The organism is Evansella cellulosilytica DSM 2522, from assembly GCF_000177235.2.
Taxonomy (GTDB): domain Bacteria; phylum Bacillota; class Bacilli; order Bacillales; family Salisediminibacteriaceae; genus Evansella; species Evansella cellulosilytica.
The window spans coordinates 3365375-3391036 of sequence record NC_014829.1; the positions used below are offsets into that span (position 1 = coordinate 3365375).

The following is a 25662-nucleotide window of genomic DNA, read 5'->3' on the forward strand; positions in this document are numbered from 1 at the left end:
CTCCCCCTTTTATATTACTTTCGACTCTGTTTTTAATAGAGAAACTAATTGTTCAACTTGTTCGTCAAGCTCTCCGTCTAATACTTTCCCAGCTTGTTTTTCTGGAGGTAAATAAGTGTCGACTGTTTTAATTTTTCCTTCTACTTCTTCCTCATCTAAATCAAGGTCATCAATGTCTAATACATCCAACGGTTTTTTCTTCGCTTTCATTATTCCAGGTAATGAAGGATATCTCGGTTCATTTAACCCTTGTTGAGCTGTTATTAGTAGCGGTAGAGCCACTTTGATTTTTTCTATATCACCTTCAACATCTTTTTCTATTACCGCTTTTCCATCTGTAACTTCAAGCTTTACGATGGATGTTACATGATTAATGCCTAACTGCTCTGCTAATCGAGGTCCTACTTGACCAGACCCTCCGTCTACGGCTACATTCCCACCTAAAATAATATCAACCTCTTTATCGTTGAAGTAAGCCCCCAGAATGGCTTGTGTTGAGTAGTGATCACCATTTTCTATCTCTTCATCCTCTATAAGAACTGCTTTATCTGCTCCCATCGCAAGGGCTGTCCTTAGCTGCTTTTCTGCTTCTTCGTCACCAACAGTTACGACCGTGACCTCTCCACCATGTTCTTCTCTTAATTTTATAGCTTCTTCCACTGCATACTCATCATATGGATTAATAATAAATTCAGCCCCGTCAACTAATATTTCTCCGTCTGTAATTTGAATCTTCTCTTCTGTGTCAAAGGTACGTTTCATCAAAACATAAATGTTCATGTATATCCCCTCCTATTTGTATTGAAAGGTAATGATCAAACCCTTATTAACTACACTATTCAGACAATTTATACGGTAAAAAATTACCGATCCTTAAATATCGGTGTACGCTTTTCAATAAAAGCTTGAATACCTTCCGTTGCGTCTTGTGTCCTCATCACTTCATGAAAGTATGTTGACTCAAGCTTGTTACTTTCTTCCCTACTTTGTTCATGACGTAATAGTTGTAACGTACGCTTGACAGATAGGCTGCTCTTTGTAGCAATCAATCGAGCAAGCTCTTTCGCCTCCTCTAGAAGTGTTTCTTCAGGGTAATCCGTGTTTGCTAATCCTAGGCGAACTGCTTCTTCGCCACTTATTGGTTTTGATGTTAGTATTAGTTCAGTAGCTTTCGCTTTCCCGACAATTGAAGATAAACGATGTGTTCCACCAAATCCTGGAATAAGTCCTAACTGAAGTTCTGGAAGACCTAGCTTTGCATCCGTTGCAACAACCCTTATATGAGCAGCCATAGCAAGCTCAAGTCCACCGCCTAGTGCAGCACCATGTACAGCTGCAATGACCGGCTTTGAAAACGCTTCAATTTTATCGAACAATAATTGTCCTTTACGACTCAAATCATAAAAACTAGCATTTCCATTTATGATTGAAAACTCCTTTATATCTGCACCAGCCGCAAAGTATCGACCTTCTCCATAAAGGAGAACTACTTTTACTTCCTCATTTTGATGAAGCTCATCAAAGATGTCTGACAGCTCTTGCAGTAGAGCTTGAGAGAGTGTGTTGGCTGGCGGATGATTAATTTTCACCAGCGCAACTTTATCGTCAACTTCTAATTCCAAGTATGCAAACAAACGGTACACCCCTTTCTTTATTACTATTTTTATTTCTTGAGTCCATTTAATAACATATCATGTAACGGCTTTGCTAGAGGTACAAGTTCGTATTTATGCTCCTTCATTACCCAATTAGTAACAACTTCATCGATAGCTCCAAAAATAACTTGGCGTGCAAACCGAGCATTTAAGCTAGCTGGAAAGACACCTTCTTTCACCCCATCAACTAATATAGAATCAATTAAGCCTAAGTAATCTCTCAACACTTCATTAATTTTATTTCGCAATTGCTTATTCGATTGCCTTAGCTCTAACTGTGTAACGATGGCTAAGTTATGATCTTCTTCTAATTGCATCAAGTGCATTTCAATAAGCATGAACAATTTTTTCTCAATAGACACTTCTTTATCTAACTTCTCTTTACTCTTCTGTACAAATTGACCCATTTTTTCTTCAAATAATGAGATTAATATATCTTCTTTATTTTTAAAATATAAATAGATCGTTCCATCAGCTACACTAGCTTCCTTTGCAATTTTTGAAACTTGTGAATGGTGATAACCATTTGCCGCAATAACTTTAACAGCTGCATCAATAATTGCTTCATATTTTTGACCGCGTTTTTTTCCCATATTTATCACTTCCTTGATCTATATACAATAACGAACTGTATTATAAATGGTTTTTCTATAATGAATGATTGTTCATTCATATATTCATTCTAATTTAATTACCGGATTGTGTCAACAAATGATTATGTTGCTACATGAATCAATTTCATCCTTCACTTTGTAAAAAAGAAAGCTTACATGCTGACCTTATCCATCTCTACTTAGCTTGTATAAATTTTCATGGCAGCTTCTTCATCGTGTCTTCAGCTCTCGCTTTTCCCCCAGGCGTCTTGTACTCTTTCTTCATGATTTAAACACTTGGCCAATATGTTCGATAATGATGACATTTATTCACATTCATAAAAAAGCGAAATCCGCTACTAAGCTATACAAATGAATACATTTTGAATAGGATATAGTACCTTTAGTTGAAAGGAGTTGATACGCAAGCGTGCTAGCTGCGAAAGCTGACTTTGCTTGCCTTTCCTATGTTTTTTATTTTAGTATTAGTGCTGTTTATTTTGCTTGTCATTGTAGGAAGTTTATTTTTCTATCAAGATCATTATAAAAGATAAAAGTTAGATACGACAAATTGTCTATTTTCAATACGCAACACTAGAGATGATCTTACTACAATTCATGTTGAATTAAAGAAGTGTTGACAACGCATATTGACTAAAAGAGGGTGTCACTTAAGCGATTGAAAGTATTGAAATTGGCTACATTCGCGCGGTATTGCTTAAAGGTTGACTCAAAAGGGAAAGTCCCCCCCTTTTAAGTCAACCTCCTTTCAGTTGGATTATTATTCTACCTTTTTACTTGTTTCCTCAGCAGTTTTCTTCAACTTACTTTTTTCTTCTTCAACTAGCACTCTTCTTAATATTTTACCAACCATTGTCTTCGGCAACTCATCTCTAAATTCAAATATTCTTGGTATTTTATAGGCAGCTAATTGCTTTCGACAATATTCCTCAAGCTCTACCTCTGAGACTTGACGTCCTTCTTTAAGAACAATAAATGCCTTTACCGTCTCCCCACGATAAGGATCAGGAACACCTATGGCACAAGCTTCCTGAATATCTTCATGTTCATAAAGAACTTCTTCAATCTCTCTCGGATAAATATTGAAACCACCCGCAATGATCATATCTTTTTTCCTATCTACGATATAAAAGAAACCGTCCTCATCCATATATCCCATATCTCCGGTTAATAGCCATTCGCCTTTAAAAGTTGCTTGTGTATCCTCTGGTCTATTCCAATAACCTTTCATAACCTGAGGTCCTTTTATCATAATTTCACCAATCTCATTCGGTTCAGCTATATCAGCATTTTCCACTGACAAAACTGCCATGTCAGTATCTGGCCAAGGTATGCCGATACTTCCATTTTTTCGACTAGACCAAATTAAATTTGCTGCAGCAACAGGTGAAGTTTCCGTTAACCCATAACCTTCGACAAGGCGACCTTTTGTCTTTTCTTCAAATGATGTTTGAACTTCTAGCGGTAACGGTGCAGAGCCACTTATACAGGCTTTTATTGAGGAAAGGTCATGCTTTGTAATATCAGGATGATTTAGTAAACCAATATACATAGTAGGTGCCCCAGGATATAAAGTTGCTTTATGTTTTTCAATTGCTTTTAATATATCCTTCGGCTCGAACTTTGGCATAATAATCATTTTAAATCCCATTCGAATGGATAAATTCATTACTGTCGTCATTCCATAAACATGAAAAAATGGCAAAGCTGCTAAAACCACTTCTTCGGCCTCATTCAACTTAGGCATCCATAATTGGCACTGCTGAGTATTAACGACTAAATTATAATGAGTGAGCATTACCCCTTTTGCTGGTCCAGTTGTTCCACCAGTGTACTGTAACAAAGCCAAGTCTTCCTTAGGATCAATATGCACGTCAATTTCTTCAATAGTACCGTTTTCAATTAACTTAACAAAAGAATGTAACCGTTCATTATAGTCAAGCTTAACTGATATTCCTGTGTTCTTTTTTTGAATGAAAGGATAGATCATATTTTTAGGGAATGGTAGGTAGTCTTTTATACCGGTGACAATTACATGTTCAAGCTTCGTTTTCTCCTGTACTCTAGCTACACGCGGGTACACGAGATCAAGACATATCATTACTTTTGCACCAGAATCATTCATTTGATGCTCAATCTCTCTTTCCACATACAACGGGTTTGTTTGGACAACAATCGCACCAGCAAATAATGCACCATAGTATGAAATTACTGCTTGTGGTGTGTTAGCTAACATAATTGCAACACGGTCACCTTTTTCTACACCTAATTTCTTTAATTGATTTGCTAGCTTTAAGGCAGCTTCATACACCTCGGTATACGTCATTTCCTTTCCCATGAAGTTAAGCGCCGATTTCATAGGAAACTTTTCCGCCGATTTCTTTAAATAGCTTTGTAAGGTTGCGACTTCGTACTCGACAGATTGCGGAATTTCCGCTGGGTAATGCTTAAACCACGGTTTTGCATTCAACGTTTCCATCCTTTTCCCTCCCTTAGTAGAATGACCTCTCCTTCTTTAAGAACTTTGTTGTTTCCTAAGCGAAAAGTGATTGACCACCATTTTCACAACAACAACATCTCGAACTTCTCCCCTCTACACTCCATTTTAATGAAAACGCATTCAAATTGAAACTAATATGTTTCAATTTTTTGAATTATTGATGTTTTGTATTGACTTTTTTGTTTTATATATGTACGAAGATAGTATTATATGACAGTATGATTAGAAGTTAAATGCTTAAATGAAAAAGGGGTGAGTCAGAAGGTCGAATGTTTACCTTTTGAGTCACCCTTGAACATTAGCTTTTGTTTATTGACACCTCTTGAGGACGATATATGGCAAAAACCTCCCCTTTTAAATCTGTTGCAAACATGACAGTCCGATCGCTTTGTAATTTGAATGAATATGTTACATCTGTTAGAGGATCTTTTACTTTAATATCGTTGTTATATGCATCTTCTGAGACAAAAACATACAAGTACCCTTCACTAAACGTAACCTTTCTACCATATACTCCAGGAAGATTTCCACCTATTAACCATTCTAATTCTGGATTCACCTCTGAGGCTTTGATTGCCTTATTATATAGTGCAAGTAAAGGCTCATCTCGATGATTCAACTCAATCGGTAATGGGCACCATATTATTTTCCCATTACCTACCTTTTCTTCTAACACATTCGTCCCTTGAGAATCTGACTGTTCCCGAGCTTCTAATGTCTCCGTTTCCAGCTCTGCCAATCGATTTTTCCCAAACGTAACTGAAACTTGTTGATCTGTAAGGAACGATACCGGATAAAGGTATCCTTCAATACTTATCCTTTCTTCTCTTAATATATTTTTTCGAGACGTTTTACCAAAAATAGATGTTCTTGGTCTGAATCTCCAATATTCATCTAAACTAATCGGCCCAGTCCATAGCAAAGTACCACCATACTCCTTTATATGAGAAATGATTTTTTCCAAAGCAGACGTTTGAAAATTATGCGCGCTTGGAACGATAATAAGCTTTGGCGGATGCTCTTTTAAACTATCCAAATGATACTCACTAATCCCTCTAAAAGGCACCTTCAACTCATAATTAAGCACACGAGTTAATTTAGCCGTTGAAGTAAATGCAAAGGCACGATTAGAAAAGTCGTTTGAGTAAGGATAAACAACAACGATATCCTCAAGCTCTCTTCCTTTAAACAAATCTTGAATTTTAGGAATGAATGCACCAAAATCATAGGATACATCTGCTTCAGGCTTTTCTGTTTGGTCAGAACGTACAGCGCCTATATTTGATTCGTTAATATTATTCATATAGTGGTTTGTATTCCAGAGCCATTGTACAGCGCCGGCACCGCCAGTTGCAAAAGCATAAGCATATTTTCGTTCTAGTATGGATTTTGACTCCAGCTCAGAACGTTTAGAGCTTCCATCTGGTCGCTCTACATGCATAATGCCTGTTTCTTGAACTAAATTCGGTTTATTAGGGTCCTTTGTAAATAAGCTATCCCAAACGAGATGGTCTAGTAGCCACCACGAATGTACAGTTGTATAATCTACTGCCTCCGCATAGAAAAATGGGGAAGGTCTTTTTCCCCCAAGCGCTTCATCTTGACCAACAGTCACTAATTGGTTCGGTGCAATCGCCTTGATTGTTTTTGTTAAAGCACGCGCCCAACGATTATGCATATCCATAGAAAATAAACTATAGTCTAACCAGCGATTCCCCTTCTTAGATTGCTTATCCGTAGTTCCAAAGTTTATATCATCTTGCTCTGGAAGTTCCACAGAATCAAAGGTTGGTAATTCATCTGGAGTCATGTTCCAATGTTCTTGAAGCACCTCAATGTAATGGTGTCTTTCTTTCAACCATTCAACAAACGCTTTTTGTTCAAAGACATCTCCTGAAGTTCTCGCCCCTTGAAAAATACGTTTTGGATCAAACATTGAAGGTTCATTAATTAAGTCCCACTGAACATTTGTCGTATGTTTATGACGAGATACAACAGCAGATATAAAACGCTTTTGCGCTTCTATACTTCTTGGATCAAGGTATGGATTTTCCCCTTCCCACGTCTCAGGTGTAAAAGAAAAGAAGTTAAACGTGACTTCAAGATCATGTTTTTTTGCTGTTAAAATGTAAGCATCAATTGCTCGCATCACTTCTTCATAAGGGTGACCATCAACAAACATCACACTACGCCATGCTGTCCAAAGTCCAGTGCGTAGAAAGTTAATTCCAGCTCCCTTCATATGAGCCATATCTTCATTCCAGACAGAAACATTCGGTAAGAATAAAAACTTTCTCGATACGTCTGATGTCATATGCGTCATACCTACAATAGGAAATGGACGGCCATTTTTTTCAAAGTAGTCACGGCCACAACGGAGCGGGTCACCTTCTTGTAGTAATTTCTCATCAAATCCCCAAAAGCCATGTTCGAAAGTGCGTTGTTGTCCATCTGACGAAATCGCCTTACAAATAATGTGATAAAACCCTGGCTTTGCTTTTATCGGAATAGTATATTGAGAGTACTCTATATGTTCGCGTGCAGATAAAGTAAATTCATGTTCCCATTCGTTTTTTTGATTGTCTAATGTCACTGTAACCTGAAATGTCCAATCTTGATTATCTTTAATTTCTCTTTGCAATGCTTGAAGTTGAACGAGTAATCTCGGTTGTTCACCTTCAAAGTACGTAGCATAGTTCGTTTTTACCCATATTTCTGTCACACCTTTTGCGCAGTACCTTGCCCATTCACCTAAAGCTTCAATACCTCCATTATTCCAAAACACATTCGTAAGTGCTTGATTGATAAATAACCAGCGCCCCCCAGAAAAATGTCCTTTCGTATGTTCTAACAGGACGGCAGGAGCAGATATACTTCTCCCTCCACTTGTTACCCCTTTCATTAACGGATAAAAATGAGCATCCATTGGTCCACCAGAACCATTTTCATGTTGCAAATCTCTTGCTTTCGTTACGTGAAGAGAGAAGCTGAAGGTAGGCTTCACTTCAAATAGGTTTTCTTTCCCTATAAATAAAGGAACTTTATCATCAGCTTTATAATAATCAACTCTATCAGAAGTCACATCGTGTGTTTCATGAATATGTAGTTGTTGATGGTAGCCGACCTGTTCTGTTTCTGTGACCCATTGTCCCGCTTCCTCTCTCACTGGAATTTTAAATGGGGCACCACCAACATGCAACATTGCCTTACCAGTTTTCAAAAAATGTAAAATCGATGCCCATGCTGATTTAGGAAAATATTCTCCATGTAAATGAATAAGACAGTCAGCATTTTGTAATGATTCTGATAATGATTTCGCCGCTACAACTTCTCCTATTTTTTTTAGTTCAGCTAGTTCCTCATTTGTAGGGCGCTCTCCTTTATAAGGAAAGGATGGATCGTAGAAAAAAACAAGCTTTGACATCAGCATTTTCCCTCCTATGTTTGTTAACAGATACTTTTAAAAAAGCTACTTATTTTTGAGCCTATTTTTTAAAAATAAAAACGAAGGCTGACTCTAGTCATTAAATCAACAATTGAGTCAGCCTCATTTAGCGATGTAGCCATTGCTTTCTCAATACATTGGTCTACTTATCACTATTATACAATTCGTTTTATTTGTTATGCAAAAGTTATTTTTAATAATAACATTAAAATTTTAACCTTTTACAGCACCTTGTGTCATTCCTTGGACTATTTGTTTTTCCATTACTAAATAAAATAATATAGTTGGGATTAAAACAATCGTTAATCCTGACATTTGAGCAACATAGTTAGTTGCATATTCACCTGCGAAATTAGCAAGACCTAATGGTAGTGTTCGTAACTGATCGTCATTGATGAGAACGAGAGCAAATGCAAATTCATTCCAATTGTTAATAAAATTTAAAATTACTGCCGTTGCAATTGCTGGTCGAGTCATTGGGAGAATAATCGACCAAAATACTCGAAAGACACCGCATCCATCCATAATCGCTGACTCTTCTATTTCTTTAGGGAATGTGCTCATAAAGCTCGTTAGAAGAAAGATTGTAATGGGTAAATTAAAGGCAACATAAGGAAAGATGAGTGCCCACCGTGTATTAATAAGACCTATATTTTGCATTAATATAAACATAGGTACTAACGTTGCATGAATAGGAACTAACAAACCGATAACAAAGAAAACGTAAAGAAGTTTTTTCCCCTTAAAATCAAACCTTGATAAAAAGAAGGATGCCAATGCTCCTGTAAAAATTGCAATAATGACCGCTACTAGCCCTACAAACACACTATTAAAGAAATAAGTATTGATATTTGCAGTTACCCACGCTTCTGCATAGTTAGTGAAAATCCATTCTGTTGGTAATCCAAAAGGATTTAGTGCAAACTCTTGACGAGATTTAAAAGAGTTCATCACCATCCATAGAATTGGATAGGAATTGACAACAGTAAAACCAATTAATATGCCATATATTAAAATTCGTTTTAAATTCTTTTTCTTCCTCGCCTTCTCTGATTGAAAAGTCTTTAATGTATTTGACTTCTTTTGTACGGTTGGTTGCATCGTTTTTGCCTCCTTTCTATGCATCCTTTCTACTTAAAAATTTCATATTAATAATAATGAGTATTAAGCTAAATATGAGGATGAGCACTGAAATGGCACTTCCGTAACCGTAACGAAGTCCTTGGAATGTCTCCACATACATATAGGTAGCCATTACCTCAGTTGTATGGGCCGGTCCTCCTCCTGTCATAACAAAAATCAGATCAAACGTTTTTAAACTACCACTAATACATAAGACTATAGCTACTAGTATGACATTCCAAATTGATGGCAATATGATGTGTCGTGTTTTTTGCCACTCAGATGCACCGTCTAGCTCAGCAGCTTCTATAATATCTTTTGGGACAGTTTGTAATGCAGAAAGGAAAATAATAAAGTAGAGACCAATAAACTGCCAAATAATTACGATACAAACTGCATACATCGCTATGTCAGGGTTCCCTAACCAATTTTGTCGCAGGAAGCCTAAGCCAATAGATTCTAAAAAATTGTTTATCATACCGTACTCTGAGTTATACATCATTCTCCATGTAATAGAAATAACGACAGTTGAAATAACTACTGGTAAAAAACCAATTGTCCGAAAAAATTTAGCACCTTTAATTTTTCTATTTAATAATAAAGCCAACCCTAGAGCAATTGGAATTTGACCAAATACGGAAGCTAATACTACTAATAGGTTATTTCTTAAAGACGCCCAGAAAATTGAGTCAGTTAGAAGATTGAGATAATTCCTTAAACCCACAAACTGCATTGGTGAGAAGCCATTCCAAGAATGAAAAGAATAATATATTGATATAAAGATTGGTACGATACTAAAAATACTGTATATCGCTAAAGCTGGTAAAATACCTAAACCAATTTTCCAAGGTCTTTTTAGTAGATGCATGCTCTCCCCTCCTTTTCTCTCGAAAGAAAACGTTTACATTAATGATTATAAAGAAAAAGCGAACATGTAAAAATCCTATAAAATTAAGATTATATCCTCTATTTATTTTATGTTTACCTTATTTATTTTCCGATAGTAGGTCGGGGTTACACCCGTGTGTCTTTTAAATATTTGCACAAAGTACTTATATTCTTTATATCCAACGTATTCAGCAATTTCGAATACTTTATTTGCTGTGCTTAACAAAAGTTCACTCGCCTTTTCTATTCTGATTGAGTTTAAATATTCAGAAAAGCTTACTCCTGTTTCTTGCTTAAAAATAACACTAAAATAATTTGGTGTAATGAAATGCTTTTCGGCCAATTCCGAGGCTTTTACATCTTTATTAAAATGTTCCTGTATATATTTTTTGGCATTCTCTATTATCCAATGATGCTGATGAGTCACCTCATTTTCAAAATCGCTATGCTGATCTAAGAACAGCACCGTTTTACCAATTCCTCTTGATTCTGACATTAATGCGGAAGTATCTTTGTAAACAGAAGATATGTTAGATAGATTATTTTGGAGAGTTGAGATCGCAAAATGTATTGTGAATGCTAAAGTATGATGTATATTATCACTTAACTCTTTGAATAAAATGTCATCTAATTTTTGATCATTCTTTTCGAAGCAAATAGTTATTAATTCATCATCTTGACTAAATACCGATATATTTTCTACATCCCTTTTTAAAAGATGATGACTTATTTGTTCCTTCCATTCCTCTCGAACATGAGCAATTTCCTTCGTGGAATAGTGACGCATCTTTTGATCGTAATCTTTCATTACACTCACGACTATGCGATAATGTTGAGCGTTAGTAAGACTTTTATGTTTCATTTCCAAAGAAAGCGGTGCATTGAATAAATAATGGAGTACCCATTGAGAGGTGATCATTTTTTCTTTTTGTATTTCTTCTTTTTTATCCTCTATTATTACTTTCTTTATGTTCTTAACAAGGGTAAGTAACTCATCGATATTTACTGGCTTTAGTAAGTAATCCTCTACCCCTAACCTTAGCGCCTGACGTGCATACTTAAACTCATCAAAACCACTAATCATAATTATCTTCGCCTTAGGATACTCAGTAATGATGTGCTCAGAAAGTGCTAATCCGTCCATTTCAGGCATGCATACATCCGTCAAAATAATGTCTACATGTTGGTCTTTCATAAGCGTTACCGCTTCATTCCCATCGTGGGCAGTACCCACAACTTCTATATCAATGTCTCTCCAATCAATAGTCGTATGAAGCCCTTTACATATTATAGGTTCGTCATCTACTATTAGCATCTTTAAGATCATTACTTATCCTCCCTCTTAAGAATTTTCTTAAGATCCTCTTCACTGCAAATAAATGGGATAAATAATTGAACATGGGTGCCTTGTCTATTGGCTGGTTCAATTAACTTTAAGCCATAGTCACTTCCGAAAGCATTTACAATTCTATCATTTATGTTTTTCAATCCGAAACCACTTTCATCCTCATGCTTCCTTGAAAGCTTTTCATTTGTTTTACGTACTTCTAATCCAGTTCCATTATCAATCACATCTATATTAATCCCATCACCATTTCTATATGCTCTTATATAAACACGCTTAGAGTTACCGTTATTTTTAAAACCATGTTTAATACTGTTCTCCGCTAACGGCTGTAAAATGATTTTCATGACTAGCGCATTCTCTATACCTGATTCCATTACTATCAAGACATTTGTTTTTCCTGGTAATCTCTTTTTTTGCAATTCTATATAACTATGAACATATTTCATTTCATCCTTCAATTGTATCCATAGCTTTCCATTATTTAAGTTAATTCTAAAAAGTCTCGATAAATCTTCGATACTTTTACCTGTTTCTGCTGCATTCTCTAACCTCGCTGTCCAACGGATCATATCGAGTGTATTATATAGAAAATGTGGGTTAATTTGGCTTTGTAATGCTTGCAGTTCTGATTCTTTATTTTCTATTTCTAACTTATATTTTGTTTCAATTAACCTTTGAATTTGTTTTACCATTTTATTGAATCGTATCCCTAGTTTTCCAATTTCATCGTGAGAGCGAATTTTTACATTTGCCTGAAAATCTCCGTCCTCTAGCTTTTTCGTTTCATTTGTTAGCTCTAATATTGGACGAATAATCATGAGTATTGAAATAAAAACAGCCAATACCCCAATAAATACCCCCATCCCAATCATAATCTTCATCGTTAAGCGAATTCCTGCTAGCTCCGCTAGTATATACTCTTCTTTAACCATAGAAACTAAGAATAGTTCCCTATCTTCTATCTTCTGTTTTACGGCATAATACACTTCTCCATCTAGTTCATATGAAAATACATCTTCATTTGAAGTAGTCAGTTGCTTTACAAAATTTTCATCTCGATAACGTGCTCCTACATAGGATGGTTCCTCATGTAAAAGTACTTCCCCATCCTTTTTGATGACAAATGTTTCATGCGTGTTATCTGAAAAACCATTTGTCACGTAATCATACAATTCTCGTTCATCTAGGCGAATTGTAACCATGCCTACAGGTCGTTTAATATCGTATAAATGATTAATAACACGAAACAAAGAAATGACTGAAACTTCATCATTAGACCATATTCTTCTCTCCATCGTATAAGGACTACTCCATATAAAGAGACCTTCATTTCCTACGGCTTTTTCAATCCATTCAGTTTCATCACCTTGAACTAAGTCACCAAATTCTAAGTAGTTATCATTTACTCCCTCTACTACCATCGAATGAAAGTATGGCTTATTAGTTAAATGAAACGTAATAAATCCTTTTATTTGGTTTTGGTTTTTATAAATTTCATTATAATTGTCATCGTGTGTTGTTAACGTCATAAAATCGCGAAATTCATTACTATAAATAACATATCCTGATATGTCCTCAATTTCCTCCTGTACATTCAAGAAATTGGATTCTACATGTATCAAATTCCTACTTGCAGTATCTATAACTTGCCTTTTTAAAATTTCATTCGTCTGGTAATATACCATTATTCCGATAGTCATTGTCGGTGTAATGACAAGTAATAGAAACATGATGACAGACTTCCATTTTAAACTCCAATTTTGTAGAGGAATCCACTTTTCCATACTAATAACTCCTGATATTAGTCAGACATATGAATAGGAAAGAATCACGATTTTGCCTAGAAATAACGGTGTCTCAAAAAGTCGTAGACCTTTTGAGACAAGCCGTTTTTAATTACTAATTATATCATTCATTTTCGACTGCTTGTTGAATTTTTTCTGCTGATTCCTCTGGTGTTGATCTTCCAATTGTAATTGCTTGCAGTTCATTTTGTAATACGTTATTAACCGCTTGTGGTAACGTTGCGTCATACACTGGTGCCGGTGGTGCAGAGCTTGCTAATTCAAGCATGTCAATAAACAATTGGTCATGTTCAGAGTCTTCTGGTAGATCAACATCTGCTGCTACTACTCTCCCAACATTAGCTAAACCTTGGTAAAACTCTTCACTAAACATCCACTTCATAAAAGTATGGGCAGCTTCAAGTTCTTCACCTTCTAAATCAGCATTGATAGACCAAGAGTTCCCAGCTACGGTAGAGACACTATTTGTATCTCCTAATGGGAATATGGCAATTCCTACATTTTTGTCCTCTGGCTTATCTGTCAATATGTTGATTACTCCCCAGTTCCCATCAAGTACCATCGCTGACCTTCCTTGCAGGAAGTATTCTAGCATTTGATTATCATCCATCGTATTTAAATCTTCATTAAATGCTCCAACCTGATATAACTCTTCTATTACTCCTAAAGCTTGAACAAAATCATCATCAGTAAACTTTCTTTCTCCAGCAAATACTTGCGATAAAAAGTCAGGACCTGTAAAACGATCAGCGATTGTCGATATATATACAGATTGTAAAGGCCATGCTGCAGAGTTTCCTAATGCTATCGGCGTTATCCCCTCATTATTTAAAGCTTCAATAAGCTCCAACAACTCATCGTATGTGGCTGGAAATTCATCGTAGCCAACATCAGCTAACATGTCTACGTCATAAAAAACGAAGCTAGTAGGATTTTGAACGGATGGAATCGCATACGTTTCCCCATCAAAAGTAAAATCCTGTAATACCTCTTCATCGACTAATCCGCTATCTGTCCAGTTCCCTTTAATTTCATTTAATGATTTTACTGCGTTCCCTTCCACTAATGGCTCAAGTTCGGCTCCTGGCCACACTTGAAATATATCAGGCAACTGACCACCTGCAGCTTGTGTGTTTAATCTCGTCCTATAATCTGCATGTGCTGTCGTTTCAATGTTAATTTGAATGTCACTATGTTCATCATTAAATTGTTCTACACGCTCCATTGTATATTGAAAATCAGCCCTGTCTGGATTGGACGATGCCCAAAAAGTAAGCTCTACCACTTCTCCACTGTCTGGAGTAGCATCATCCTCACCATTTTCGTTTTCGTTACTTTCTCCACTACTCCCCTCATCCCCACATGCAACCATTAAACTTAAAAGACCAACAACGGCACCAAAAAATAGCAGCTTCTTCCATTTGTCAAACATATCAGAACCTCCCCCTGTATATTTGTAATCGCTTACATTATGATTATGTCATATGATTAATTAGTTAAAAATACTAAAAATTTAAGATAATATCCTTATTTTTTGTTAACTTAAATAAGTATTAAACACAGCCGAATGTTCAAAACGAACATTTAGGTAAATATATTGACAAAAACGAACAAAATAGACATACTGAAAAGTGATTGTTGTTCATTTTTATGTCGGAAAGGAAAAGAAAATGAATAGTAAAAACCGCAGAAAAGAGATTGAAAAGTACTTATTACTTCAAGGAAAAGTCGATGTAGAAGAATTAGTAAATAAGTTTCATGTTTCTACAATGACTATACGTCGCGACCTATTGCAGCTTGAAAGGGACAATAAAATAGTAAGGACACATGGTGGTGCCGTATCTACGTCAGGTTTAATAAATGAGACAGCTCATTCGAGTAAGGAAAATAAGTTTCTATTTGAAAAAAAAGCTATAGCAACTGAAGCAGCAAATTTCATTTCAGCTGGGTCAACTATCTTTTTAGATTCAGGTACGACGACACTAGAAGTTGCCCGTCACCTAAAAATGAAAGAAAATATTACGATTATTACAAACGATATCTTTATCGCATTAGAATTAATAAATAGCAACAATCAGCTCCTCGTTACGGGTGGCCACCTGCAAAATCATATTGGTGCAATGCTTGGGTCACATACAGAGGCTTTATTACAACAAATTAATGTTGACATACTGTTATTAGGTGCTCACGCTGTTCATCCTACAACTGGTATTACTGCACCAACTTTAGATAAAGCAAAAGCAAAGCAACTTATGATAAAAGCAGCAAAGGAAACTTGGCTTATTGCCGACTCTAGTAAATTTAATAAAAAAGCATTCGCTAAGGTTTGTTCACTCGATGATATTGATGGTATCGTAACTGACGTAAACAGCAAAAAAGAGAATGTAGAAAGCTATCACAACAACGTTATTTTTGCTTAGTACCTTTTACTATTACCAAGGAGGAAAATAATGAAAATCGGAGTTATTGCTGATGACTTAACAGGAGCAAATGGAACAGGAGTCCGTCTTACTCAGTTTGGATTCTCCTCAGCAACCATTGTAAAAGATGCCCAAATACCTACTAGAGAACATTTTGAAGCACTCATACTAGATACAGATAGTCGTTATTGTGAGCGAACTATTGCGAAACAAAGAGTAGAAGAGAAAATGGAATTGTTAGCAAACTGGGAAGCCACCCTTTATTCAAAACGTATTGATAGTACTTTACGAGGTAATATCGGAGTAGAACTTGATACTATGCTAGATAAACATGGTAAAGATACAGTTGCTATTGTAGTTCCGGCATTTCCAGATTCAAGGCGTATTGTAAAAGAAGATATACTTTATGTTAATAATATTCCTTTACATAAAACTGGAGTGGCACAAGATCCACTTCATCCAATTACTCAATCACATGTTTCAACTTTACTTTCTCAGCAAACCGTTAACAGCGTTGCCTCCATACCTCTATATGACAATGTGGATCAGCTAAAGCAAGGATTAGTTCGATTATTTTATCAAGGAAAAAAAGTCATCACTTGTGATGCTGTTTCCAACAATGACATTACTCGAATTGCAAAAGCAATGGCACTTATTCATGAATTTAACATCATTTCAGTTGATCCTGGGCCATTAACAGCACAATATGCATACGAAACAAGAAATTTACAATCAGAAAAACATCAACTCCTCGTTACAATAGGTAGTAGTACAAAAACGTCGAGTGAGCAACTATCATATTTACTAAATAAAACGGATGCTCATCCTATTTATGTCGACCCTAATAATTTAGTAGGGAGTAAGATTGCATGGAAGCGAGAAGTAAATACAGCAATATTACAAGCAGAAAGTTTACAAGAACATTCTCTCATTCTCGTCACGACACACGGCCAAGATCATGAGGTCCTGGATTTAGCATCCATTGCAAAAGAACAAAAAGTTTCTGTAACAACCCTTGCTAAGCAAATAACGGATGCACTAGCCCACATTAGTTATTCTTTACTATGTAATGAGAACTTTAGTTTTAAAGGGGTATTTACTAGCGGTGGGGATGTTACAGCTTCTCTCTGTTCGATTAGTTCCGCTTCAGGGATTGAGTTAATAGATGAAGTATTGCCTTTAGCTGCATACGGCAGACTAATTGAAGGCACTTTTAATAAGATGCCTATCGTAACTAAAGGTGGGCTTGTCGGAGACGAAACAGCACTCCTGCAATGCATCCATTTTTTAAAGAAGAAAACAATGATATGAGTATGGGCTACTAGATGCTTTTCACCCTTTTATTGAAGGGCGATCATGTCTAGATTAATATATGTAGGCACTTGCCGAAAAAGGAGACGATAATATGACTAAAAAAGCAATCATTGCGATTCCGATGGGGGATCCAGCAGGTATTGGTCCTGAAATTACTGTTAAAGCTTTAGCAAAAAAAGAAGTATTTCAAGCCGGTAAACCGTTTGTTATTGGAGATACCGCTATATTAAACAAAGCAATTGCATTAACTGGCGTAAATTTAAAAGTGAATGAAGTCTCTTCTCTAGAAGAAGCGAAATATGAATTTGGCACAGTAGATGTCATCTCACTGAACAACGTAAATACAGATTCCTTTTCGTTTGGAGAAATACAAGCACAATGCGGTCAAGCAGCTTTTGAATACATTAAAGAGGCTGTTACTCTAGCAAATGAAGGAAAAGCAGATGTCATTGCAACAACACCTATTAATAAAGAATCGTTAAAAGCTGCAAACGTTCCTCATATTGGACACACAGAGATGCTCGCAGACATGACTAATACGCCAGATCCATTAACGATGTTTCAAGTTAGAAATATGCGAATCTTTTTCTTAACTCGCCATCTTTCATTAAAAGATGCTATTGCTGCTATGACGAAGGAGCGTGTTCATGATTATTTAAAACGTTGTGATGAAGCACTACAACGTTTAGGCGTAACGACTAGAAAATTTGCTGTTGCAGGGTTAAACCCACATAGTGGTGAAAATGGTTTGTTTGGAAGAGAGGAAGTAGATGAAATTGCACCAGGTATAGAATTAGCTGTAAAAGATGGTATAGATGCAGTCGGGCCTGTTCCTGCCGATTCTGTTTTCCATCAGGCATTACAAGGGAAATATGATGCAGTATTATCCCTTTACCATGACCAAGGACATATTGCAGCGAAAATGACGGACTTTGAAAAAACGGTCTCAATTACGAATGGACTACCTTTCCTCCGTACTTCCGTTGACCATGGCACTGCTTTTGATATTGCAGGAAAAGGAATTGCTAGTTCTGTTAGTATGGAAGAATGTATAAAGATGGCGGCAGAATATGCACCGCATTTTACGAAATAAGAAGAAGTTGACTCAATAGGTCGAATTTTACCTTTGAGTCAACTTCTAAGCAATGTGCGTAGCGCCGCAATCCCTTAAAGCCCACTATAAGTGGTTTTTCTTATAGTGGGCGCGCGGCGAGTGGAGCCATTGCAAGAATATATAACGTATAACAGCTGTTATTAACGTCTTTTTTTCCTTACCTTTTAAGAAGAACGTATAACATTTCTCAAGGATATACATACATAAAAACTAATCCAGCTATTACAAATAGCCCACATAAAACGATTAATATTTTCCAAAGTGTTTCCATATTATAATCACCTTTATTTTGTAGCTTATTTACTATTTCGTATCAAATACATATCAATACATCATTACAGTATACTCGCACCTATTATATAGGAAAGTGCAACAGATAATATAAATGAAATGAATCCTACTGCTCTATTATTTTCCTTCAGCTGTTCATCAACTTTAAAGCCTGGTGTTAAAAATTCAAATATGAAGTACACGAAGATAAGTAGGATAAAGCCGAACGTTCCCCATCCAAGCATTTCCATTACGGTATCATTGTGCATAATAGAATGACGAAAAACGTTGGCTACTCCAAACACTTTACCACCTGTAGCAAGCGCAACAGCAACATTACCATTTTTTATCTCATTCCAAGTGCTGTACTTAGTAACAAGCTCAAATATCGATAAATACACAATAATCGCTATTACAACTATACTATAAAGTCCTGCAGTATACATATAATCGTGCTGGAAGATATCCCACATGCAGTATTTCCCCCTCTTACTTTAGTGAAACAATCGTTACTCCCGAACCACCTTCACCAGCTGCTCCCATTCTTGTTTCTTTTACATTTCTGTGAGTTTTTAGTAAATCTTGTACTCCTTTTCTTAATGCACCTGTCCCTTTTCCATGTATAATAGAAACTTGATGGTAGCCAGCTAGTACGGCATCATCTAAATACTTTTCTACTTCCATCATCGCACTATCGTATCTTTCTCCCCTTAAATCTAACTCTGTTTTCACATGGGAATCTTTCCCTCTTACTGTAGATAGTGATTGTTTTTCGAGCTGTTTTGGACTACTCATATATTGTATATCATCGGCTTTCACCTTCATTTTCATCATACCGAGCTGAACAAAGTACTCTTTATCATTCACTTGCTCAACGATATGTCCTTTTTGATCAAAGCTCAATACTTTTACCTCGTCACCAGGGATAAGTTTTTTCTTTTTACTATTTGAAGATGTTTTTGGCTTTTCATTCGATTTCTTGTTCACGAGATGAGGCTTCGCTTCTTCTAATCTCTTTTTCGCTTCAATTAATTGATGGTCTTTAATTTGCGGGTTACTTCTTTGAATTTCTCTTAATTCAGAAATAATCTTCTCTGCTTCAGCAGTTGCTTTGTTTAGAGATTGCTCTGCTTTTTCTTCCGCTTGCTGTAATATTTTCTCTCTTTCCATTTGAAGCTTTTCAAACTCTTTTTCCAATTGCTGATGAAGTTGCTCTGCTTCCTTCCTTAGCAATTCTGATTCTTCCATTTCTCTTTCTGCATTTTTACGACTTGATTCTAAAGAGGCTATCATATTTTCTATTTTATTTGTATCGGCTGTAATATGACTTTTAGCATCTTCTATAATCGTATCACTAAGTCCTAAACGGCGACTTATTGCGAATGCATTACTTCGACCAGGAACTCCTATTAAAAGCCTATACGTCGGGCGGAGCGTTTCTACGTCAAACTCTACGCTTGCATTCATCACGCCTTCTCGATTGTAAGCATATCCTTTCAGTTCACTATAGTGCGTTGTTGCTATTACTTTAGCACCTACATTGTATACATAGTCAAGAATAGAAATCGCTAATGCAGCACCCTCTGTCGGATCCGTACCTGCACCTAGCTCATCAAATAATACTAATGAGCGATGATCAACATGCTTTAAAATATCAACAATGTTCGTCATATGTGAGGAGAACGTACTTAAACTTTGTTCAATAGATTGCTCGTCACCAATGTCAGCAAATATATGCTGAAATACGGCGGCGGATGAACCTTCCTCACACGGAATTTGAAGTCCTGACTGTACCATTAGTGTAAGTAATCCTACCGTTTTAAGCGTTACTGTTTTACCCCCGGTATTCGGCCCAGTAATGACTAAAGAGGAGTATTCCTTCCCAATTTCTATATCAATTGGAACTATTTCATCTTTTGCTATTAATGGATGTCTTGCTTTCGCCATATGAATATAGCCATCTTCATTTAACTTCGGTTGAGTGCCACCAATTTCCAAACTATAAAGCGCCTTTGCAAAAATAAAATCAATTTCTGACATAACTTCTACTATCGTTAATAATTCCTCCGCTACTTCACTTACAAGTACGGATAATGCTAGTAATATTCTGCTTATCTCTTGTTTTTCTTTCATACGAGCTTCACGAAGTTGGTTGTTTATCTCTACCACTGAACTTGGCTCGATAAATAATGTAGCACCCGAAGCAGATTGGTCGTGAACCATGCCTCCAAAATGACCGCGATACTCTTGTTTAACAGGAATAACATATCGATCATTTCTAATTGTAATAATCCCATCAGATAACATTTTTCTACCACTACTAGATCTCGTAATGCTTTCTAATTTAGAACGAACACTCGACTCATAAGAACGTATTTGCTGTCTTAACGTACGAAGTGCTGGGCTCGCAGAATCAAGTACTTCTCCATTTTCATCAATTGCTTGCTTAATATCCCGTTCGACATCTGTTAATGGAACAATGTTTTCTGCTAACTCCGGGATAATCGTAAGCTCTACTTCATCTTCTATCATCGCCTCAACAAATGATTTGAAACGACGGCTTCCATAAATGGTAGAGGATACATCTAATAACTCTATTTCATTTAGGGCTCCACCTATTTTTGCTCTTTTTACAGAAGCTCTTATATCTCGTATTCCACCTAATGGTGCTTGACCTTTCAGCCTTAAAACCTTTGCCCCCTCATACGTACTTTTTTGAGCATGCTCTATCTCTGAAAAGTTTAAAGACGGCTGTAAATGTTCCACCCGTTGTTTCCCTAAGGAACTACTGGCATGGTTAACGAGTTGCGACTTCATCTTATCGTATTCTAATATGCGACAAACCCTTTCTAACACAAGGGTCACCTCCAAGTTCTATACCTTATCGATTTTGATTAATAAATTGCAGTAATTGTTCTACTGACCACGTATTGACAACTGATTCCTTCTTAAGCCATCCACGTTTACCTGTATTTACACCAACCTCCATATGGTTTAACCATGAAAGTCTATGAGCGTCAGTGTTAATAGCAATTTTAGCTCCCGCATCCTGAGCCTTTTTTACCCATTCAGCACTTAGATCAAGTCGGTTTGGATTGGCATTCAGCTCAAGAATCGTTCCAGTCTCTACAGCTAAAGCAATAAGCTCCTCATAGTCAACTGGATACCCCTCTCGCCTACCAATTACTCTACCAGTAGGGTGAGCAATCATCGCCACGTGTGGATTTTCCATTGCCGTTCTTATCCGTTTCATAATTGTTTTCTTATCTTGATGAAACGATGAGTGGATCGATGCAATAACAAAATCAATATTTTGTAATACTGCGTCATTATAATCTAACGATCCATCTGGAAGAATATCCATCTCAACCCCTGTAAGTACAGTGAAGTCTTTCATACTGTCGTTTATTTTACGTATTTCTTCATGCTGGCGTTTCAAACGTTCTTCAGATAAGCCATTTGCAACCTTCAAAAATTGTGAGTGATCTGTTATAGCCATATAATCGTATTTACGATTTCTACAAGCTTCTATCATTTCTTCAATAGAGTCAGCCCCATCACTCCATGTCGTGTGCATATGTAAATCAGAGCGGATTTGATCAATATGAATAAGAGGAAACTCTCCCTCAAATATTTCCAGTTCCCCTTTACCTTCCCGTACTTCAGGAGGAATATAATGTAAACCAAAATGTTGAAAGAAATCTGTTTCCGATTGGAATGTCAACACTTTACCAGTTTCTTCATTCTCAACACCGTATTCACTTATTTTTTCACCATTCTCCTTCGCCCGTTGACGCATGAGTACATTATGGTCCTTTGAGCCTGTAAAATGGTGAAGCGTTGTAATAAATGCCTCGTCCTTTATCATTCTAAAATCAACTGAGACGATTAAATCGTCAAATTTTAGCTCTAAACTAATTTTTGTATCACCATGTCCACTTACAGAATGTATATTTTCCATAGACACAATTTGCTCTCCTACCTTTTCTGGTTTTGAGGTAGAAATAATAAAGTCTAAGTCTTTTACGGTTTCTCTCGTTCTCCTAAAGCTTCCAGCAAGCTCAAACCTCTCAATATCATTCATTTCTTTCAAACGGTCTTTTAAAAGCTCAGCTACAGGGATTACTTGCGCTATTGGTAATCGCTCAGGTCGTTTTCCAAATTCTTTAAGCGCTGCTAAAATTTTCTCCTCCGTCTTCTCCCCAAATCCAGCAAGTACTTGAACTCTATTTTCCTCACATGCTTTTCTTAATGTATCTATATCAACAACTTGTAGCTCTTGATATAACTTCCCTATTTTTTTCCCACCTAGACCAGGTAGTTTAAGTAATGGTAATAGCCCAGATGGTAATTCTTCAACAAGTTCATTGAGTAGCTTTGATTGCCCTGTTTCCATAAGCTCATTGATCACTGATGCTGTACCTTTACCAATTCCTTGAAGCTTAGACGGATCATCTATTTCATTTATCGTTCTTTCATCTCTTTCTAGCGCATTTGCTGCTTTTCTATACGCAGAAACTTTAAATGAATTTTCACCTTTAATTTCTAAATACACTGCAATCATCTCTAACGATTTGATAATATCTTTTTTATTTATTACTGCCATTTATTTCACCCTCTTTTTGAAAAAAACACTATCTCTATTGTATCCCATTTCCCTTATCTTGTATCATCATAGCTCTAACTAGTAATCCGTGCAAATAATCTAGATAGAGTATATGAAAAAAGGATGTCATAAAAAGGTTTTTTTCCTTTTTAGACACCCTCTACTTTTTATATTATACATCTACATCTGACCATAGCTCTTTTATTTGGTCAGAAATTACAGGAGTATATTCAAAGATCATTTCAGCAAACGAAGATGTTTGAATAATTTGTTGAATGAACTCTATTTGAATGAGTGCCGCTAAATGTAATAACACAACGATAATTAATAAGCCCTCAATAAAACCTAGAATACCTCCAAGCCATCTATTAATCATATTTAAGATTGGCAGGTGTGCTAAAAAATCAAATAATGACCCCACAATATGCATCACTATTTTTGTAGCAAAAAATAGAATTGCAAAGGCAATACCATTATAATATACTGTCTCTGCCCCGAATGATTCTACTAATAATGTAAATGTCGATTCGGATGGTAGTTGTGGAAATGGAATCCACAATCGTATGTAATGTGCTACGTCCTGGTAATATAAATAGGCTACAAAAAATGCTACAAAAAAACCTAGCAAGTGCACTAATTGTAATATGAGCCCTCTTCGGAACCCGACGAAAAAGCAAATTAGAAGTACGAAAAACAACAAAAAGCTTAACATCTTTATAAATCCCCATCTTTCTTTTCTTTCTCCAATTTTTCTAATAGTTCAATATAATCATTCCCTATATTGACCGCAGTTAAGACTGCTAATTTTGCTGTATCTAAATAGGGATTACTACTTTTTATTTCTCTCATTTTCCAGTCAACAAACGCAGCCACTTTTTTTACGTGTTCTTCGTTTTTCTCTCCGACGATGGTATATTGCTGACCATAGATAGTTACATTTGTTCGACTTTTTTCACGTCCATCTCCCACTCACAAGGCCTCCATTCGTCATAGAAATCCTATTTTATATCATAACATGCAGAAGAGTAGATGGAAATATAAAGATAGTATATATTACTATTTCCATAGGCTATTTTCCAATTTCATTCTTTGATTTTATGCAAAGAGATGACGAACACTGCTATGTTGGCTATACTGTGAAGAAGATGTAAAGAAGGGTACTGAAAAAGTGGTGTTCTTTCACTTTTTCAGTGTCCCTCGTGTAAAGAGGTTTATTTTTAAAATACGGTCAATGAAAAGGGTGATAAATGTGAGCCATGAAGTGTTAAAAGTCAATAACGAAACGCTAACGAAGCTAAAGAATTATTACATAGCAGATTTAAAAACACCTCCACAAGGGGCTGTTTTTTCAGCAAAAACAAAAGATTGTACAATAACGGGCTACAAGTCGGGAAAAGTATTGTTTCAAGGAAAAGGTGCTAGTCTAGAAGCGGGTAAGTGGACTAGTATAGCTACTAGTGTTCCAAAAGCAGCAAGCACTGGAAAAAAGAGTGTTGATGAGCACTCCTACCAACCCCCTTCTAACGTATCAAGCCTCATTTTATTGGGGAGTGACGAAACAGGTACTGGAGATTACTTTGGTCCGATGACAGTTGTATGTGCTCATTTAAGTAAAGAGCAAATGAAGGCAATTGAAAGCTGGGGAGTTCGCGATTCTAAAATGATCAATGATACTACCATTCGTGAAATTGCTCCTCGTCTAGTTAAACAATGTACATATAGCTTGTTAGTATTGAAAAATGAAAAATATAATGAGCTACAAGAAAGAGGGATGAATCAAGGTCAGATGAAGGCGATGCTTCACCATCAAGCAATCGTAAATGTAATGAAGAAGTGTGATGACGAATCCTTCACATATGACGGAGTATTTATCGACCAGTTTGTACAACCAGATAGGTATTTTGAGTATTTAAAAGTAAAGGGTAAATCATGGACTTCGAAAAAACCTTTGTATTTTGCTACAAAAGCAGAGAATATTCATCCTTCCGTTGCTGCTGCATCTATATTAGCTCGTTATTCCTTTTTAAATGAAATGGAAAAGCTAGAGCGTGATATTGGTCTTCCTTTACCTAAAGGTGCTGGTCCAAAGGTCGACGAAGCAGCCCGAAACATTTTGCATCTGAAAGGAAAAGAAACATTATATCGTTGTACAAAGTGGCATTTCGCAAACACGAAAAAGGCCATGAAATAATCATGAGGGTGACTTACTAACAACAAGGCCGCTGAAAAAGTGAAAAACTTACAGTTCGCTGCATTAATATTCAATATACCTCATTATAGGGAAAGTTGATGAGACCGGAGCAAGCGAGGTAACTGTCTCTTCCTCTACGAGCATATGCTTTGGAGCGTATCCGTCGAGACAACTCGAAGCATAAGGCGACGAAGTAACGCTCGTTCCTGTGGGATCAGAGGCAGGGGTGAGACACCGCAGACCGCAGGTTGAGGAGGCTCACCAGCCGCCCACGGAAAGCGAGTTTGCACAGGTCTCATCAACTTCTAAATTCAAACAACCTTATATTAATTAGTCTACCCTTTAAATTTAAGTACTTTTTCAGTGGCCT

At 36.4% G+C, this 25662-nt stretch carries 19 protein-coding genes; 4 read left to right on the plus strand and 15 right to left on the minus strand.

The features are described 5' to 3' along the window. Window positions 1-9: 9 nt before the first annotated feature. The 10 genes from BCELL_RS15620 to BCELL_RS15665 form a co-directional block, all read right to left on the minus strand. On the minus strand, window positions 10-780 hold the full coding sequence (locus tag BCELL_RS15620) for an electron transfer flavoprotein subunit beta/FixA family protein (protein WP_013489737.1): 771 nt from the start codon (window positions 778-780) through the stop codon (window positions 10-12). A gap of 83 nt (window positions 781-863) precedes the next feature. Next, window positions 864-1634 carry an enoyl-CoA hydratase gene (locus BCELL_RS15625; RefSeq protein ID WP_013489738.1) on the minus strand — a complete coding sequence of 257 codons (771 nt, stop codon included), beginning with the start codon at window positions 1632-1634 and terminating at the stop codon, window positions 864-866. Window positions 1635-1663: 29 nt separating this feature from the next. Then, window positions 1664-2248 carry a fatty acid metabolism transcriptional regulator FadR gene (locus tag BCELL_RS15630; RefSeq protein WP_013489739.1) on the minus strand — a complete coding sequence of 195 codons (585 nt, stop codon included), beginning with the start codon at window positions 2246-2248 and terminating at the stop codon, window positions 1664-1666. Window positions 2249-3029: 781 nt separating this feature from the next. Beyond that, a complete protein-coding gene (locus BCELL_RS15635; protein WP_013489740.1) occupies window positions 3030-4748 on the minus strand; it encodes a long-chain-fatty-acid--CoA ligase in 1719 nt (572 codons plus the stop codon). Window positions 4749-5067: 319 nt separating this feature from the next. Then, window positions 5068-8193: a beta-galactosidase gene (locus BCELL_RS15640; RefSeq protein WP_013489741.1), complete on the minus strand. Its 3126-nt coding sequence runs from the start codon at window positions 8191-8193 to the stop codon at window positions 5068-5070. A 234-nt stretch (window positions 8194-8427) separates the two neighbouring features. After that, window positions 8428-9315: a carbohydrate ABC transporter permease gene (locus tag BCELL_RS15645; RefSeq protein ID WP_013489742.1), complete on the minus strand. Its 888-nt coding sequence runs from the start codon at window positions 9313-9315 to the stop codon at window positions 8428-8430. A 16-nt stretch (window positions 9316-9331) separates the two neighbouring features. Continuing rightward, complete coding sequence (locus tag BCELL_RS15650) at window positions 9332-10204, minus strand: carbohydrate ABC transporter permease (protein ID WP_013489743.1); 873 nt, start codon at window positions 10202-10204, stop codon at window positions 9332-9334. Window positions 10205-10306: 102 nt separating this feature from the next. After that, complete coding sequence (locus tag BCELL_RS15655) at window positions 10307-11551, minus strand: response regulator transcription factor (protein WP_013489744.1); 1245 nt, start codon at window positions 11549-11551, stop codon at window positions 10307-10309. Next, window positions 11551-13356, minus strand: coding sequence for a cache domain-containing sensor histidine kinase (locus tag BCELL_RS15660; protein WP_013489745.1), 1806 nt, complete (start codon window positions 13354-13356; stop codon window positions 11551-11553). The genes BCELL_RS15655 and BCELL_RS15660 overlap by 1 nt, the downstream gene beginning before the upstream one ends. Before the next feature lie 124 nt (window positions 13357-13480). Continuing rightward, on the minus strand, window positions 13481-14809 hold the full coding sequence (locus BCELL_RS15665; protein ID WP_013489746.1) for an extracellular solute-binding protein: 1329 nt from the start codon (window positions 14807-14809) through the stop codon (window positions 13481-13483). Between the two features lie 238 nt (window positions 14810-15047). On the opposite strand from BCELL_RS15665, the gene BCELL_RS15670 reads away from it, so the two are divergent. The 3 genes from BCELL_RS15670 to pdxA all read left to right on the plus strand — a co-directional run bounded on the left by BCELL_RS15670 (window position 15048) and on the right by pdxA (window position 18204). Further along, window positions 15048-15797: a DeoR/GlpR family DNA-binding transcription regulator gene (locus BCELL_RS15670; RefSeq protein ID WP_013489747.1), complete on the plus strand. Its 750-nt coding sequence runs from the start codon at window positions 15048-15050 to the stop codon at window positions 15795-15797. A 30-nt stretch (window positions 15798-15827) separates the two neighbouring features. After that, window positions 15828-17108, plus strand: coding sequence for a four-carbon acid sugar kinase family protein (locus BCELL_RS15675; protein ID WP_013489748.1), 1281 nt, complete (start codon window positions 15828-15830; stop codon window positions 17106-17108). A gap of 94 nt (window positions 17109-17202) precedes the next feature. Further along, window positions 17203-18204 carry a 4-hydroxythreonine-4-phosphate dehydrogenase PdxA gene (gene pdxA / locus BCELL_RS15680; protein WP_013489749.1) on the plus strand — a complete coding sequence of 334 codons (1002 nt, stop codon included), beginning with the start codon at window positions 17203-17205 and terminating at the stop codon, window positions 18202-18204. A 356-nt stretch (window positions 18205-18560) separates the two neighbouring features. On the opposite strand, the gene BCELL_RS15685 is transcribed toward pdxA, so the two are convergent. From BCELL_RS15685 to zapA, 5 genes are all read right to left on the minus strand, one after another. Further along, window positions 18561-18968: a DUF350 domain-containing protein gene (locus BCELL_RS15685; RefSeq protein ID WP_013489750.1), complete on the minus strand. Its 408-nt coding sequence runs from the start codon at window positions 18966-18968 to the stop codon at window positions 18561-18563. 16 nt (window positions 18969-18984) lie between these two features. Beyond that, on the minus strand, window positions 18985-21351 hold the full coding sequence (locus BCELL_RS15690; RefSeq protein WP_013489751.1) for an endonuclease MutS2: 2367 nt from the start codon (window positions 21349-21351) through the stop codon (window positions 18985-18987). A gap of 25 nt (window positions 21352-21376) precedes the next feature. Then, the gene (gene polX / locus BCELL_RS15695; protein ID WP_013489752.1) at window positions 21377-23101 is read right to left on the minus strand and encodes a DNA polymerase/3'-5' exonuclease PolX; all 1725 of its coding nucleotides are present in this window, start codon (window positions 23099-23101) and stop codon (window positions 21377-21379) included. Window positions 23102-23273: 172 nt separating this feature from the next. Then, window positions 23274-23813 (minus strand): CvpA family protein, encoded by a 540-nt coding sequence (locus tag BCELL_RS15700; protein WP_013489753.1) that lies wholly within the window; start codon window positions 23811-23813, stop codon window positions 23274-23276. A gap of 2 nt (window positions 23814-23815) precedes the next feature. After that, window positions 23816-24070, minus strand: coding sequence for a cell division protein ZapA (gene zapA, locus BCELL_RS15705; RefSeq protein WP_013489754.1), 255 nt, complete (start codon window positions 24068-24070; stop codon window positions 23816-23818). Between the two features lie 280 nt (window positions 24071-24350). On the opposite strand from zapA, the gene rnhC reads away from it, so the two are divergent. Beyond that, window positions 24351-25292 (plus strand): ribonuclease HIII, encoded by a 942-nt coding sequence (gene rnhC / locus BCELL_RS15710; RefSeq protein ID WP_041808328.1) that lies wholly within the window; start codon window positions 24351-24353, stop codon window positions 25290-25292. Window positions 25293-25662: the final 370 nt, after the last annotated feature.

Coding starts and splice junctions, on each gene's coding strand:
- BCELL_RS15620 (WP_013489737.1), bottom strand. CDS start 780: ATGAACATTTATGTTTTGATGAAACGTACCTTTGACACAGAAGAGAAG.
- BCELL_RS15630 (WP_013489739.1), bottom strand. CDS start 2,248: ATGGGAAAAAAACGCGGTCAAAAATATGAAGCAATTATTGATGCAGCT.
- BCELL_RS15635 (WP_013489740.1), bottom strand. CDS start 4,748: ATGGAAACGTTGAATGCAAAACCGTGGTTTAAGCATTACCCAGCGGAA.
- BCELL_RS15640 (WP_013489741.1), bottom strand. CDS start 8,193: ATGTCAAAGCTTGTTTTTTTCTACGATCCATCCTTTCCTTATAAAGGA.
- BCELL_RS15645 (WP_013489742.1), bottom strand. CDS start 9,315: ATGCAACCAACCGTACAAAAGAAGTCAAATACATTAAAGACTTTTCAA.
- BCELL_RS15650 (WP_013489743.1), bottom strand. CDS start 10,204: ATGCATCTACTAAAAAGACCTTGGAAAATTGGTTTAGGTATTTTACCA.
- BCELL_RS15655 (WP_013489744.1), bottom strand. CDS start 11,551: ATGATCTTAAAGATGCTAATAGTAGATGACGAACCTATAATATGTAAA.
- BCELL_RS15660 (WP_013489745.1), bottom strand. CDS start 13,356: ATGGAAAAGTGGATTCCTCTACAAAATTGGAGTTTAAAATGGAAGTCT.
- BCELL_RS15665 (WP_013489746.1), bottom strand. CDS start 14,809: ATGTTTGACAAATGGAAGAAGCTGCTATTTTTTGGTGCCGTTGTTGGT.
- BCELL_RS15670 (WP_013489747.1), top strand. CDS start 15,048: ATGAATAGTAAAAACCGCAGAAAAGAGATTGAAAAGTACTTATTACTT.
- BCELL_RS15675 (WP_013489748.1), top strand. CDS start 15,828: ATGAAAATCGGAGTTATTGCTGATGACTTAACAGGAGCAAATGGAACA.
- pdxA (WP_013489749.1), top strand. CDS start 17,203: ATGACTAAAAAAGCAATCATTGCGATTCCGATGGGGGATCCAGCAGGT.
- BCELL_RS15685 (WP_013489750.1), bottom strand. CDS start 18,968: ATGTGGGATATCTTCCAGCACGATTATATGTATACTGCAGGACTTTAT.
- polX (WP_013489752.1), bottom strand. CDS start 23,101: ATGGCAGTAATAAATAAAAAAGATATTATCAAATCGTTAGAGATGATT.
- BCELL_RS15700 (WP_013489753.1), bottom strand. CDS start 23,813: ATGTTAAGCTTTTTGTTGTTTTTCGTACTTCTAATTTGCTTTTTCGTC.